This window comes from Undibacterium sp. MH2W (assembly GCF_049340215.1).
GTDB lineage: Bacteria > Pseudomonadota > Gammaproteobacteria > Burkholderiales > Burkholderiaceae_D > Undibacterium.
The window spans coordinates 332442-347036 of sequence record NZ_JBMPPA010000001.1 but is presented as its reverse complement, the minus strand read 5'-3'; the positions used below and the strand labels follow the sequence as shown (position 1 = coordinate 347036).

The 14595-nt window shown below is 50.0% G+C and carries 15 protein-coding genes; 5 read left to right on the top strand and 10 right to left on the bottom strand.

All coding sequences use genetic code 11. The annotated features are described in order from the left end of the window. Positions 1–38 precede the first annotated feature (38 nt). The 7 genes from purE to ACO0K2_RS01495 all read right to left on the bottom strand — a co-directional run bounded on the left by purE (position 39) and on the right by ACO0K2_RS01495 (position 6837). Positions 39–536 carry a 5-(carboxyamino)imidazole ribonucleotide mutase gene (gene purE / locus ACO0K2_RS01525; protein ID WP_423015029.1) on the bottom strand — a complete coding sequence of 166 codons (498 nt, stop codon included), beginning with the start codon at positions 534–536 and terminating at the stop codon, positions 39–41. A gap of 2 nt (positions 537–538) precedes the next feature. Beyond that, on the bottom strand, positions 539–1435 hold the full coding sequence (locus ACO0K2_RS01520) for a phosphoribosylaminoimidazolesuccinocarboxamide synthase (RefSeq protein ID WP_423015027.1): 897 nt from the start codon (positions 1433–1435) through the stop codon (positions 539–541). Positions 1436–1600: 165 nt separating this feature from the next. Further along, positions 1601–2665, bottom strand: a complete 1065-nt coding sequence (fba, locus tag ACO0K2_RS01515; protein WP_423015024.1) for a class II fructose-bisphosphate aldolase — start codon at positions 2663–2665, stop codon at positions 1601–1603. Positions 2666–2758: 93 nt separating this feature from the next. Then, entirely contained in the window at positions 2759–4198 is a 1440-nt protein-coding gene (pyk, locus tag ACO0K2_RS01510; protein ID WP_423015022.1) for a pyruvate kinase, read from the bottom strand. An 83-nt stretch (positions 4199–4281) separates the two neighbouring features. After that, complete coding sequence (locus ACO0K2_RS01505) at positions 4282–5475, bottom strand: phosphoglycerate kinase (protein WP_423015020.1); 1194 nt, start codon at positions 5473–5475, stop codon at positions 4282–4284. 310 nt (positions 5476–5785) lie between these two features. Then, positions 5786–6118 (bottom strand): AzlD domain-containing protein, encoded by a 333-nt coding sequence (locus tag ACO0K2_RS01500; protein ID WP_423015018.1) that lies wholly within the window; start codon positions 6116–6118, stop codon positions 5786–5788. Next, the gene (locus tag ACO0K2_RS01495) at positions 6115–6837 is read right to left on the bottom strand and encodes an AzlC family ABC transporter permease (protein WP_423015016.1); all 723 of its coding nucleotides are present in this window, start codon (positions 6835–6837) and stop codon (positions 6115–6117) included. The genes ACO0K2_RS01500 and ACO0K2_RS01495 overlap by 4 nt, the downstream gene beginning before the upstream one ends. Before the next feature lie 292 nt (positions 6838–7129). Here ACO0K2_RS01495 and ACO0K2_RS01490 point away from each other — a divergent pair, with 292 nt between their 5' ends. The 4 genes from ACO0K2_RS01490 (at position 7130) to ACO0K2_RS01475 (ending at position 9506) form a co-directional block, all read left to right on the top strand. Then, the gene (locus ACO0K2_RS01490; protein ID WP_423015014.1) at positions 7130–7339 is read left to right on the top strand and encodes a zinc-finger domain-containing protein; all 210 of its coding nucleotides are present in this window, start codon (positions 7130–7132) and stop codon (positions 7337–7339) included. Positions 7340–7403: 64 nt separating this feature from the next. After that, positions 7404–7835: a YybH family protein gene (locus ACO0K2_RS01485; RefSeq protein ID WP_423015012.1), complete on the top strand. Its 432-nt coding sequence runs from the start codon at positions 7404–7406 to the stop codon at positions 7833–7835. 82 nt (positions 7836–7917) lie between these two features. Next, entirely contained in the window at positions 7918–8874 is a 957-nt protein-coding gene (locus ACO0K2_RS01480; RefSeq protein ID WP_423015010.1) for a YheT family hydrolase, read from the top strand. Beyond that, positions 8874–9506, top strand: a complete 633-nt coding sequence (locus ACO0K2_RS01475) for a DUF2946 family protein (protein ID WP_423015008.1) — start codon at positions 8874–8876, stop codon at positions 9504–9506. The genes ACO0K2_RS01480 and ACO0K2_RS01475 overlap by 1 nt, the downstream gene beginning before the upstream one ends. A gap of 3 nt (positions 9507–9509) precedes the next feature. Here the strand turns inward: ACO0K2_RS01475 and ACO0K2_RS01470 are convergent, their stop codons facing one another. Beyond that, positions 9510–11117 carry a M48 family metallopeptidase gene (locus ACO0K2_RS01470; RefSeq protein WP_423015006.1) on the bottom strand — a complete coding sequence of 536 codons (1608 nt, stop codon included), beginning with the start codon at positions 11115–11117 and terminating at the stop codon, positions 9510–9512. Between the two features lie 22 nt (positions 11118–11139). Here ACO0K2_RS01470 and moaC point away from each other — a divergent pair, with 22 nt between their 5' ends. Continuing rightward, positions 11140–11673, top strand: coding sequence for a cyclic pyranopterin monophosphate synthase MoaC (moaC, locus tag ACO0K2_RS01465; protein WP_423015004.1), 534 nt, complete (start codon positions 11140–11142; stop codon positions 11671–11673). Positions 11674–11695: 22 nt separating this feature from the next. Here the strand turns inward: moaC and ACO0K2_RS01460 are convergent, their stop codons facing one another. Beyond that, the gene (locus tag ACO0K2_RS01460; protein WP_423016125.1) at positions 11696–13492 is read right to left on the bottom strand and encodes a Wzy polymerase domain-containing protein; all 1797 of its coding nucleotides are present in this window, start codon (positions 13490–13492) and stop codon (positions 11696–11698) included. A gap of 129 nt (positions 13493–13621) precedes the next feature. Further along, the gene (gene tfpZ / locus ACO0K2_RS01455; protein ID WP_423015002.1) at positions 13622–14392 is read right to left on the bottom strand and encodes a TfpX/TfpZ family type IV pilin accessory protein; all 771 of its coding nucleotides are present in this window, start codon (positions 14390–14392) and stop codon (positions 13622–13624) included. Positions 14393–14595 lie beyond the last annotated feature (203 nt).

Here is a 14595-nt window from a genome sequence, read left to right as displayed (position 1 = left end):
TCAACCACACCAGCACTGCATCACTGAGTACCGCTCAATCAGACTGGCAACACCATGTCGCGAGCGACTTGGGTTTGCTTCTCGCGAAACGCTAACAACTGCGCAGCAAGTGCCTCGTCGGTTGTCGCGAGCATGGCAATCGCTGCCAACGCTGCATTTGCTGCACCCGCTTCGCCGATAGCAAACGTCGCAACAGGAATGCCCTTGGGCATCTGTACGATCGACAATAACGAATCTTCACCACGCAAATATTTCGAAGGAACCGGTACGCCAAACACAGGCACAATCGTTTTTGCTGCGATCATGCCTGGTAAATGGGCTGCACCGCCAGCGCCAGCGATGATGGCGCGGATGCCGCGCTCGCGGGCGGTTTCGGCAAATTGAAACATCTCATCTGGCATACGATGTGCAGAAACAACCTTCGCTTCAAAACCAATACCAAACTCTTTGAGTACGGAGACGGCGTGTTGCATCACTTCCCAATCGGAAGAAGAGCCCATCACCACACCCACAACAATTTTTTGCTCTTGGGTCATGATCACGCTTTCAGTTTTTCACCAGTCAAACGCTCCAGCGCTTCTTGGTATTTAGCGGATGTTTTTTGAATGACGTCCTCGGGCAGTGCAGGTGCTGGTGCCGTTTTATTCCAGCTCGTGATCGTTTCGAGATAGTCACGAACAAATTGCTTGTCGAATGAAGGTGGTGAAATCCCCGTTGCATACGAATCAGCAGGCCAGAAACGAGAAGAATCAGCGGTCAACACTTCATCCATCAAATGCAATACGCCATTGTCATCGAGACCAAATTCAAACTTGGTGTCAGCGATAATGATGCCGCGTGTGGCAGCGTAGTCGGAGGCTTCGGTGTAGAGCTGAATACTGATATCACGGATTTTTGCAGCGAGTTCTGCGCCGATACGTTGCTCCATGTCGGCAAAGCTGATGTTCTCGTCATGCTCGCCCATTTCCGCTTTTGCTGCAGGCGTAAAAATCGGTGCGGATAACTTGGCTGCTTGTGGCAAACCTGCTGGCAGAGTGATGCCGCAAATAGCGCCAGTCGCTTGATAATCTTTCCAGCCAGAGCCAATGATATAACCACGAACTACCGCTTCCACCATGATCGGTTTGAGACGTTTCGCAACAACAGAACGACCACGTACTTGATCGGCCTCATCCGCTGCAACCACGCTTTCTGGCGCAATACCAGTGAGGTGATTTGGTACGATATGACCCAATTTTTCAAACCAGAAATTCGCCATCTGATTCAGAACGCGACCTTTTTCAGGAATTGGTTCAGACATGATGACATCGAATGCGGACAAACGATCGCTCGTTACGATCAGTAATTTATCATCGCCAACGGCGTAGTTGTCGCGCACTTTGCCGCGACCTAACAGTGGCAAAGACTTGAGTGTGGAATTAATTTGGGTAGTCATGATTTTTCAATACTCTTGAGTGCTGCAATGGGATGGTTGCCATCGTTCATGTGGGTCACACTAGCGATGTCAGAAGCACATCAATGCTGCAAATTTAATAATGCAAAATTACATCTGTAAAAATGCTCAGGGCGCATTGTCTGCGCCCTGAAGTTACACAACAGCTTAGTTGACGATCTGCGACAACGCGCCTTTTTTGTACTGCTCTGCTACTTTTTCTAATGGCAGTGGTTTGATTTTTGCTGCCTGACCTTCGCAACCGAAGGACAGGTAACGTGCTTTACACACCAGTTTTGCTGCTTCGCGTGCTGGTTTCAAGTAATCACGTGGATCAAACTTACCTGGATTTTCGAACATGTAACGACGGATCGCTGCTGTCATCGCCAAACGAATGTCGGTATCGATGTTGATCTTACGTACACCGTTTTGAATACCGATCACGATTTCTTCAACTGGTACACCGTACGTTTCCTTCATGTCGCCACCAAATTGACGAATTTCTTCGAGCAATTCTTGTGGTACGGAAGAAGAACCGTGCATCACCAAGTGGGTGTTTGGAATACGTGCGTGGATTTCTTTGATGCGATCAATCGCCAGAATATCGCCGGTTGGCTTACGGGAAAACTTGTAGGCACCGTGGGAAGTACCAATCGCAATCGCCAACGCGTCGCATTGTGTTTGCTTAACGAAGTCAGCGGCTTGCTGTACGTCCGTCAACAACTGTTCACGCGTCATTTTACCGTCAGCACCGTGACCGTCTTCTTTGTCGCCCATCATTGTTTCCAATGAACCGAGCACACCGAGTTCGGCTTCAACCGTCACACCGATCGAGTGAGAGAATTTCACGACTTCACGCGATACTGCAACGTTGTACTCGTAGCTAGCAACACTCTTACCATCTTCCATCAACGAACCGTCCATCATCACCGAAGTGAAGCCAGACTTAATCGCTGCCATACAGACGGCTGGAGACTGACCGTGATCTTGATGCATGACCACAGGAATATGAGGATACGCTTCAACAGCAGCTTCGATCAGATGACGCAAAAATGCTTCACCGGCATACTTACGTGCACCAGCAGAAGCTTGCATAATCACTGGCGCGCCGACTTCGTTAGCGGCTTCCATGATCGCTGTTACTTGTTCCAGATTGTTCACATTAAACGCTGGCAAACCGTAGCTATTTTCAGCAGCGTGGTCCAGCAATTGACGCATCGATACGAGAGGCATATTAAACTCCAGAAGTACTATTAAAAATCATTAACCGTCATACGGATGCGGTCATCGCCATGACGGCGCCGCATCAACGTATGCTCACGCAGACTACGCCTGATACTCGCCAACGCGGACAATCTTCATGGCGTTGGTACCGCCCACTTGTCCCATCGGCTCACCCCAGGTCACTACAATCATGTCGCCCTTGCTGACAACGCCATTCTCCTGCAACACCGTTTCGGCAGATCTCAGCACTGCGTCGCGATCAGCAGAATACGGCAAAGTGAAAGTACGAACATTGCGATACAAGGCTGCTTTACGCTGTGTTGCGACGCTTGGCGTCAATGCAAACAGCGGAATATTAATGCTATGGCGGCTCATCCATAATGCAGTCGAACCCGACTCAGTCAAGGCCACAATCGCTTTCACGCCTAGGTGATGCGCTGTGAACAACGCGCCATACGCGATTGATTGGTCAATGCGTGTAAACGTGACATTCAGAAAATCGGCGTCAAGCTTATATTCCTGAAACTTTTCAGCTTCGATACAGATGGCTGACATTGCCTCCACCGTTTCGATCGGATATTTACCCGACGCTGTTTCAGCCGATGTCATCACGGCATCCGTACCATCCAATACCGCATTAGCGACGTCGGATACTTCTGCACGGGTTGGCACCGCATTCACAATCATGGACTCCATCATCTGGGTCGCTGTGATGGCCAATTTGTTGGACTCGCGTGCCATTTTAATCATGCGCTTTTGCAATGCTGGCACCGCTGCGTTGCCGACTTCCACCGCCAAGTCACCACGTGCCACCATAATACCGTCCGACGCATCGAGAATCTCCTGCAACACAGGAATCGCCTCAGCGCGCTCAATCTTCGCGATCATCATCGGTTTATGGTTGTAAGGTTCGCCAGCGATGTTGGCTAACTGACGCGCCATTTCCATGTCCGTCGCATTTTTCGGGAACGAGACCGCAATATAATCTGCTTGGAAAGACATCGCTGTTTTGATGTCTTCCATGTCTTTTCCTGTCAGTGCTGGTGCTGTTAAACCACCGCCCTGACGATTAATACCTTTGTTGTTCGACAGCTCACCACCGATTTTGACAACGGTATGGATTTCATTACCCACGATGCGCTCGACGATCAATACAATCAATCCATCGTTGAGCAGCAGCACATCACCGACCTTGACGTCACGCGGCAAGGCTTTGTAATCCAGACCAACGCGCTCTTGATTCCCAAGCGTGCAATCAGAGTCAAGAATGAATTTATCACCGTTTTCGATCTGAATACGGGTGTTTTCAAACTTACCGATACGGATTTTAGGACCTTGCAAATCCGCCATAATCGCCACTTCACGACCACATGCTGCTGCAGCCTGACGAACCATGTTAGCGCGATCAATGTGATCTTGTGCCTTACCATGAGAAAAGTTGAGACGTACCACATTAACACCTGCACGTATCATCCGGATGAGGGTTTCAACGTCGTTTGAGGCGGGGCCAATTGTGGCGACAATCTTAGTGGCACGTAACATCTGATCTCCTGAATTTTTTTAGTCGGTTGATGCACTGACGAACTTATTTTTACGTTGACAGCTTGTTTTGCAAAGGCTTTCGATTATTTCGCTGCACGCTGCAACAAAATATCGACTGCTGGCAATGTTTTGCCTTCCAAAAATTCAAGGAAAGCACCGCCGCCAGTAGAGATGTAGCCCACGCGATCAGCGATATCGTATTTCGCGATCGCTGCCAGCGTATCACCACCACCTGCAATCGAGAAGCCTGCAGAATCAGCAATGGCTTGCGCCAATACTTTCGTGCCGTGACCAAACTGATCAAATTCGAACACACCAACAGGACCATTCCAAACGATGGTGCCCGCTGTTTTGATTTGTTCTGCCAACAAGGCTGCTGTCGCAGGGCCAATATCAAGGATCATGTCGTCATCGGCGACGTCAGCAACGGCTTTCACTGTCGCTACTGCTGTCGGAGAGAATTCTTTCGCGCACACCACATCCGTTGGGATAGGTACTGATGCGCCGCGTTTTGCCATCATATCGATGATCGCTTTGGCTTCATCAACCAAATCAGCTTCGACCAATGATTTACCAATTTTTAAGCCAGAAGCCAGCATAAAGGTGTTGGCAATACCGCCGCCAACGATCAGGTTATCCACCTTGTCTGCAAGGGATTTGAGGATGGTCAGTTTGCTCGATACTTTAGAGCCAGCAACGATCGCCACCAATGGACGAGCTGGTTGCCCCAAGGCTTTACCCAACGCATCCAGTTCTGCGGACAACAGTGGTCCTGCGCAAACAACAGGAGCAAATTTAGCGATGCCATGGGTTGTTGCTTCTGCGCGATGCGCTGTACCGAAGGCATCGTTGACGTAGATATCGCACAGTGCAGCCAATTTCTGGGCCAGCGCATCGTCGTTTTTCTTTTCGCCTTTGTTGACGCGGCAGTTTTCAAGCAAGACCACTTGGCCTGGAGCAACATCGACACCATCAACCCAGTTTTGTTTCAACTCAACTGGCACACCTAACAATGCAGACAAACGCGCAGCAACAGGTGCTAAGCTGTCTTCAGGCTTGAACTCACCTTCTGTAGGGCGACCCAAGTGGGAAGTCACCATCACGGCTGCCCCTGCTTGCAACGCCTGTTGAATCGCAGGAACCGATGCGCGGATACGCGTATCTTCGGTGATATTTCCCTGATCATCCTGAGGAACATTAAGATCGGCACGAATAAAAACACGTTTGCCTTGGAGCTGATTGCCTGCGATGAGGTCGCTGAGTCGGTTGAATTGCATCGTGATAGAGAGTGAAGTTGCGTGGTTAAAAGAATAACAGGCGTGTCGAACTGCAACGATCCCGCCCAACGATAGAAGATCCTACCCGTAAGAAGCCAAGGTGGTGCTCCATCCTGGATCTGGTTGACCGCACTAAAAGCGCTATTTTACCAAAGCCCCTTGCCGACACCACAGAGTTTTGTGCGTGATTTTGTGCGTGATAACAAGAAATTGCAGGATACCAGTTAAAAAGTATCATTATAACAATCTTTTGTGTCGTGGAACGCGGCGCGGTGCCCTTTTTGAGGCTCTGGGCAGTCCCGTCAAGGCATCACGACATTAGGCGTAGACCTGTGAAGACCACCATGCCAAACATAATCGTGTGCAACATGTTCTTTCTCCATTGGAAAAACACGGTTGCCGCAATACCTGCCAGCAACTTAGGATTATGCCAACTAAAATCCCATTGATCGGCACCAGTGGGATAAGTCAAAAAATCAGGCACGATAATGGCGGCCAAAGCGCAGGCAGGGGCATAGCGCAATGCTTCTTGCACCCGTTGTGGCAGTTGAATACGGTGACCAGCGAGCCAAAAGCCACTTCGGGCAATAAAGGTGGCCAGCCATAACGCAGCAATGACAATCCAAATCTCAAGGTCAGTCATGCCTCAGGTCCCTTCGATAATTGCTTTTTAAGCATCATTTCTTCAAACATCATGGCCGTGATGACCCCGACGACAACTGCCAACAATATTCCCAATTTATAAGGAAAGTGGAAACACAGCAAAGCAACCACGCCAGAAACGACGACACCCGCGAGTGCGGCGCGGCTGATAATCAACGGCAACATGACGCACAAAATTGCCAACGTTCCGGCAACGCCAAGTCCCCACCGACTCGGTACTTGGCTTCCCAGAAAAATACCAATCACCGAACCCACCTGCCATGCCAACCAGTTAGGAAAAATCAGCCCCTTCAAAAAGGCCAACTTACCTTTCATATCCCGCAGATCAGGAAAACGCTGAATAAATAAACCAACCGCTACGTCGCCCGTCATAAACCCAAACAAGGCACGCTTACGCCATGGCAAATGCGAGAAATGCGGTGCCAAAATCGCTGAAAAAATCACAAAACGTAAATTGACTGCCAGCGCCGTCACAAAAATCACCCACACTGGTGCGTGCGCACCAATCAAAGGTAACGAGGCTAATTGCGCTGAGCCGCCAAAGACAATAAAAGTCATTCCCAAGGCTTGGGGCAAACTCAGACCGGCTTTGATCATGGCGACACCCACCACCAGCCCCCAGGCACCAATACCAAACCAAGTGGGCGCACCAAGACGCAGGGCCTCTTTCGTTGCAGCGTGATCAGATTCAAAAGACATGGTGAAAAGGAGTGACACAAAACAATGACGTCGGCGTCTCCGGCCACGTAGCCGCCAATGTGGGCAGCGTCATCGTATCGTTGTGTGCAGATCGTTATTTTGATAATAGAGCCCGTTATTTTAACGTTGATTACAAAACGACGCTCACCCATGACCACAAATCAATGACAGTAATTGACTGGAATCCGTTAAAATCACCGCTTATTGTCTTCAACTGAAGCAAATGGCGGTTCAGCGGTATCTGCTGCCCCTGTTTTTCTTCACAACCGCACTTATTTTTACCGGAGTCCGTATGTCAGCTACACAGAACACCACATCAGCGAATAACGTTGTCGAACTGCAAGCCAAAGATTTACCGGCACATTGCCCAAATCCAGCGATGCCGCTGTGGTCTTCCCACCCACGAGTTTACCTGGATCTGTCACATGGCGGCTCGGCAACCTGTTCTTATTGCGGAACGCAATACAAACTGGCTCCAGGCACCGTCATCAAAGGTCACTAAGACGATCCTTTGCTCCGACACCCACATCGCCCAACGAACCGATCGATCACACCAGGTCACTCACATGCCCGCAAAGAAGCAGTTTAATGGTAGCGCCGATGAAGTCGAAACCGCATTTTATGATGCGCTTGGACGTGCTGATATCGATGGTTTGATGGCTTTGTGGGCGGAAGATGAAGAAATTGTCTGTATTCATCCTGGGGCGAGCCGTCAGATCGGCCACGCTGCAATCCGCGCTTCATGGGAAGCCATCTTTGAGCGGGGTAGCGTGCATATTCAGGCCACGCAACTCCATGCGACGCATAACCTGCTCAGCGCCGTCCATAGTGTCATTGAGCAAGTACACAATGCCAACGACAATCTGCCAGATGTCCATATTCTGGCAACGAACGTCTACATGAAAACCCCACAGGGATGGCGAATCACCATGCATCACGCCTCGGTCGCCGCAGGCAAGGCTCCACTCGATTTGTTCAAAGCTAGCGTTCTGCATTGACGCGACTCCCACGCTGCGTGGGCTTCTGCGGTATCATTTCCTGCTCACACACAGCGAAGCACGATCTCACTACCACGTCAGAATGAACTATCAGTCACCACGCTGGCTCCCCGGGGGGCATCTACAAACGATTTATCCTGCACTTTGGATCACTAAACCCGAGGTAGCCTTCCGGCGCGAGCGCTGGGAGACACCTGATGACGACTTTATCGACCTCGATTTTGTGGATGGTCAACCCGGTCAGCCAATGGTTGTGTTGTTTCATGGCTTAGAAGGATCGAGTGATAGTCACTACGCGAGAGCATTAATGGCCGCTCTGAAGACGCGCGGCTGGTGGGGCGTGATTCCGCATTTTCGCGGTTGCTCCGGAGAACTCAACCAAGCGCCCCGCTTCTATCATTCAGGCGACGCGCAAGAGATCGACTGGGTTTTACGTCGCCTTCACCAGCGCCATCACCAGCACTACCCTACTGCCCATTTCTTTGCGGCAGGCGTCTCGCTCGGTGGGAATGCGCTCTTACGTTGGCTTGGCGAATCCCAACATCAGGCTGAAATTGTCCGCGCCGCTTGCGCCATTTCCGCTCCACTTGACCTGGCACAAGGGGGCGCCTCGCTATCAAGCGGCATCAATATGATGTACACGCGGATGTTTCTGAAAACCTTAAAGCCCAAATGCCTAAAAAAATTAGAACAATTCCCAGGTCTATTTGATAAAAATCGTCTGCTGGAAGCGAAAAATCTCTATGAATTCGACAACGTAGTAACAGCCCCGTTGCACGGCTATCTCGATACCGAAGATTATTGGTACCGGGCAAGCGCACGACATATTTTGCATGACATCACGCTGCCCACTCTGGTACTGAACGCAAAAAATGACCCGTTCTTGCCGGGCCAGCATTTACCTCAACACGCCGCGCCCTGCGTGACGCTCGATTACCCGCAACATGGGGGACATGTCGGTTTTGCGACCGGCACCCCTCCTGGCAGCCTCAACTGGTTGCCCGAGAAAATATTGCATTTTTTTGATAAGGCATGCTGATGGATGAAATCGTCAAGGCCGCGATGGCCAAATGGCCCAATGTGCCGCACTGTTACGGCTGGTTAGCGCTCGACGCTCGGGGGCAATGGCGCATGCGCGATGAACGCTGCCAAGCATTGCAATTACCCGGCGATATCATTCGTCATCCGACGTTAATCGACTTTATCCATCGCAATTATTCCTCCGATGAGCGAGGTTGCTGGTATTTTCAGAATGGTCCACAACGCGTGTATGTCGATCTCGATACCACACCGTATATTGCGCGTACCATCGACAAAAACGAAAGCACCACTGACGACCTGCTCTCACTCCAACTTCATACCCAGCAAGCAATGCCGCCGGTGATCGCAGCGACCATGGACGCCGATGGCCATCTCGTTTTAGCGTCAGAAAAACTACTTGCCTTAGTGGATGACCGAGATTTAGCGCAGGTCGCAAGCCACTTACAGATTGACGGACACCCAGTCAGCGACGAGACACTTTTTGGGTGGCTGGCGTCCGAGGGGCAACACCATGCATTAACATTGCGCCTCGACAAACGGAGCGACGAAGTGATCGCGGTTCAGTTCAGTACCATCCCACTGCAGATGGCAGCCTATCGATTTATCAGTCATCCCCAGCCACAACCTTGATCATCAACGTCGTTGCTTACGTTCTTCGGCCAATTCCTCTTTGTGGCTCTCTTTCCAGTCGCGCTCATTCGCATCAATCACCGATAACTCATAATAACCGGCGTCTTTCTCGCGTCGGGCAATATCGAGCTGCTGGAGAGCGCCGCTCCAATTATTTTGAATCGCCAATGCATCAGCGAGCGCGATGTGTTGCAGGGCTTGCTTCCCTTCAGCCGCATACACTTTGGCCAACAATTTTTGCAACTTCGCATCTTGCCGATAAAGCACTAACTGATCGCGCAGAAACACACCAGCAGCAGCCTCTTTTTTTGCCTCAAGTAATGTATCGACATATTGATAGACCAAGCCTCGTGACAACGGTAGGCGCTCAATGGCATGGGCTGCTTCATTGCTGGCTTTGTCGAATTGTTTGCTACCCGATAAAATATCAATACTCAGACTATCGAACGCACTACTGAGTTCAAGGACATGCTTTTGCGATGACGAACGTGCCGTTTGCGCCTTAGCGTCTTCCAGTAAGGTGCTCGCTTTGACAAAATCACGCTGCTTACAAGCGACAAACGCAAGACCGTAGGTTGCAGCAATCTGATCAACCTCCCGCTCCGATTTCAATTGCAACTCAAAAGCTTGTTTTGCGTCCATCAAGCCTTGCACGGTCGTATCTTGCAACACGCGAACACGGGATTTCATCAAAAAGAATTCAAGGCCATCCGCGTATTGTTTGTAGCGCAAGGTCTGTGCACGTGCCTGAATATCCGCAATCCGTTCGCTTGTCAGGGGATGACTTCGTAAAAAATCAGGCGCGTTATCCGTGTAATTACGAGTAGAAGCCTGTAATCGCCCAAAAAAAGTCACCATTCCCGTTGGGTCAAAACCCGCATCACTCAAAATCTGAAAGCCGACGCGATCCGCTTCCCGTTCGGCATCCCGGCTGAAATTAAGCTGTTTCTGAATAGCCACACCCTGCCCCCCTGCTGCAACGGCGATCGCGGCATCCGGACTAGACCTCGCAGCCAGCACAGCAAGCGCTAAGGCGACCAAGGGAATGTACGAATCAAATTTCTGGCTCGTCAGCATCCGTGCAATATGCCGCTGTGCGACGTGACCGATCTCATGCCCAATCACCGAAGCTAACTCAGACTCCGTTTGTGCCGTGAGCAACAAGGCGGTGTGTAATCCAATGAATCCCCCCGGAAAGGCGAAGGCATTTAACACCGGATCACGAACCGCAAAAAATTCAAAGTTATATGCCGCCTCGCCCCGCGCATCTGGGTGTGCATCAAGTAAGCGATTGCCGAGTCGATTGAGGTATTCAGAAACAGGACCATCATCGATGTAATCTGGGTCATTCCGGACGACATTCATGATCTGCTCGCCGAGTTTGCGCTCAGCGAGTGGGGATAAGTCCTCGCGCGAAGTGTCGCCAAGGGTGGGCAGATTTTGTGTTGCGGAAGTCGATTGGGTGTACCCCGCTGGCGCGTAGCATAAGGCGGCAAGCATTGCGGCCACGAGACTACGCTGAACCAACATCCGATTTAATCGACCGGATAAGCTTTTTTTTGTGACGGTGCTATGATGTCTGCTGACAGCGTTCGTTCCAAAATTCTTCAACTTTCCTCCTGATGTGACTCTCATGGCAAACGATTTACCACCAACACAGCTCACCCATTTTGACCAAGATGGTCAAGCACATATGGTTGATGTCGCAGAAAAACAAGATACTCACCGCATTGCCATCGCCTGCGGCACCATTCGCATGAAGCCAGAAACACTGGCCATCATCACCAACGGTACAGCACAAAAAGGAGATGTCCTGGGTATTGCCCGCATCGCAGCGATCATGGGCGCAAAACGCACCAGTGATCTCATCCCGCTTTGCCATCCACTTGCGATAACCAAAGTACAAGTTGATTTTAGCATCAGCGCCGAGACCAATACCATACAATGCAAAGCACAAGTCGATACCATCGGTAAAACGGGTGTAGAAATGGAAGCACTGACCGCAGTACAGATCGGCTTACTCACCATCTATGATATGTGCAAAGCCGTCGATCGTGGCATGGTGATGAGCGATATCCGCGTCATGGAAAAACACGGTGGTAAATCAGGAGATTGGGTGAGTCTAATTGATCAAGCCAATCATCAGACTCCCCCAGTGACAGACTAGTTCAAACCCGCGCCCGATGCGGTCAGGGCGCGTTGCGCGGCGGCATTTGTGCAAACACCATCGCGTAGCGTGAATCCAAGGCCGATTTTGCTTTCCAGTAATCAAAATATTCAGGGTAAGCATCGGGATGCAAACGCTGTAAAGTCGTCATCTCACGGGCTGCTTTTTGCGGCTCACCGTTGAGCACATGAATTTCTGCCAATTTATTAATGATATGGACAAAGCCAAAACGGAGTGTCCATTTCTCGACATAAGCAATATCCTCTGCCGACATCCCCTCTTCAGCGTCCATTTCCATGAGCTTGAAGTAATCAAAAAACTGCGGATACAAGGTAAAGTTCGGCTTTTCTAATTTTTTGAGCCCCGATGCGGACGGCGTCGGTTCCCACCGCAACACCTGAAAGCCGGCCACCACCCGTTGGTAATCCCACGTCATATACCCGATGCAAGCGAAAGCGAGGATAACAGCACTGATTACCGCAGAAGGTTTGACGGCCACCACACGGGCAGACCAACGCATTTGATGCTGCATCCCCATCAGCAGGCCGACAGGCAACAGCATGTAGGCATACCAGAGTGGAAACTCCACCATACTGTGTACCAAGGCAGCAATCAGACACATTCCAGATAACTGCAACGCAGGCTGTTTGCGAACGACGACAAAACTTTGCCAGAACCACCAACCAAACGCGACAACAAATATGATTGTGATGGGCCAGCCCATTTCTGCAGCAAAATTCAGAATCAGGTTGTGTGCATGCTCCGCATACGTCGACGAAGAAAAATCGGCCGCAATGTGGACCTGTCCGGCACCAAAACCAAACCAACCCACACCCCACCACGGATGCGTCTGTGCTAACGTCAAAGCCTGCAACCACAAACCTTTACGCTCAGATCGGCCACCCACGTGTTCTGCGACATTACCGCCAACCATGCCAACAGAGGCAGTGATGTGCGGTAGTAAAAACACAATCGCGGCATACAGGCACATTAACCCAATAATCGCTGCATGCTGACGACGAGAAGATGCATCACGATGCTGCGCAACAAGCATCGCTGTAAACAACGGCAGAATAATCCAGCCAATTCTTGACTGTGTGAGCGCGATACCCACAATCAGACACATTGCAATGAGCAGCGATTGGGGTGCGGTTAATTGCGGCTGATGATCGTCGCCTCGTTTTTTAAACAAATACCATGTACCTGCCAAGCCAAGGCAAAACAGTAACGCCAATTGATTTGGCTGAGCAAGATTGGCATAGGGGCGCCCTAAATTTTTGGTAAATGGCAGATACATCACTGCTGGCGAAACATCAATCCCGGCAACCTGAATCAACTGCATCACAAAAGAAAGCATCGCCGCAATCAAAAAGACACTCGCCACCATGACGCAAAAATCATCACGACCACGCTCGGTTGACGTCAACGATGCACCAAGCACAATCGATACAGCCATCATCAAGAAATACTGAATCGGGATCAACACATCAAACCAAGCCGTTCTGTTCGGAAAGCAAACATCGATGGCGATGATCAGCACCATCGCGATCGGAAACAATATCAACGCAGGCACCTGCAGCATCAGCTGACGACCGCGTGCAAACCATGCCATACTCGCCGCGCATAAAAGTACACCCGCGATACTACTCAGATCGTGGTAATAGCTTCTGAGCGGATGAACATGCCAAGGCAGGATAAAAGATAACAACAACCCAACACCTAGGATGGCATATACCAGATCCGATTTGCGATCTGTTCCGACTGCTCCTGTCGTCCACTTCGATAAACCCATCACTTCGACCACACCCAATAAAATCACCAACAAAATAAAATGCGACTGACATTGCCTTTCAGATCAGTCGCACCCCTTAATGACACCACCAGACCCACGAACCGCAGACCGGTAAACACCTTCGCATTGGAGCAAAGGCAACACCCTCACTGACCGCTAAAAATAGCCTTCCAATGGCAAAAAGCCAATAATCTTGCCATGATTTGCATCAATCAGAACCGTCCACGTCACCCGTCGAGAAACCAGAGGTAGATAGCGAGTCGTTTCACGCGTAAGCCCCGCATGGCGAATCATCGCATCAATCGTCTCGGTTGAACTTGCATATTGCTTCAACAACCGATCCAACGGCTTACCAGCTTTGATCACTTCTTGCTCATGACCTTCATAGGGCACCCAGAAGCTGGGACGTGTGCCAATATCCGCGCCGGCCAATGCGCCCATGACGGCATCATAATTTTCACTATCACTAACAGTTCGAGTGTTCATTAATACAGGTCCAGTCATTGACAAGCTTCGGAACTGAGGTAAAGCTTTCGGGAGCTCTTCCGTTTGAACTTCTACATTCGTAACCACTCGAAATCGCTTACCGCCTTCGAAAACAATCGCGACCGGGCGTGCGATATAGACTGTATGCACACCGTATGTCAGCGCTACCAATTGAACAAGGCCAATGACAGCCAAGTCACGCACGAGGACTGATTTTTTCTTTCGGACGTCGAAAACGACGAAAGTAAGAAGTGGTCCTAACACAATATCAACGGAACATACCAACATTAAAAGATTTAAACCACCACAAATTGTGTCATAGGGAACCGGATACCAAACTAAAAACACGATAGCGGCGACTAAAGCCGCAATGGTTACAGAAAGAGCAAGGTGAATACCCGAAGCTTTCAGACGAGATTGAATGTTGAATTTACTAGTCATGATAAACAATGGAAAAGAAAAAAGTTGTAAAAGCTAAAAACACAAGTCATCTTCACTACAATTCCTTTCTAAGCCAACTCAGAAAATCGAGACATTAACGCCGGCGACTGCTCAACGTCAATCACTCAGAAAATTTATCTTTTTAAAATCTGAATTAAATAAAGATTTGCCAGACGTCTTCACATACTCCCCAAATTTGGCCG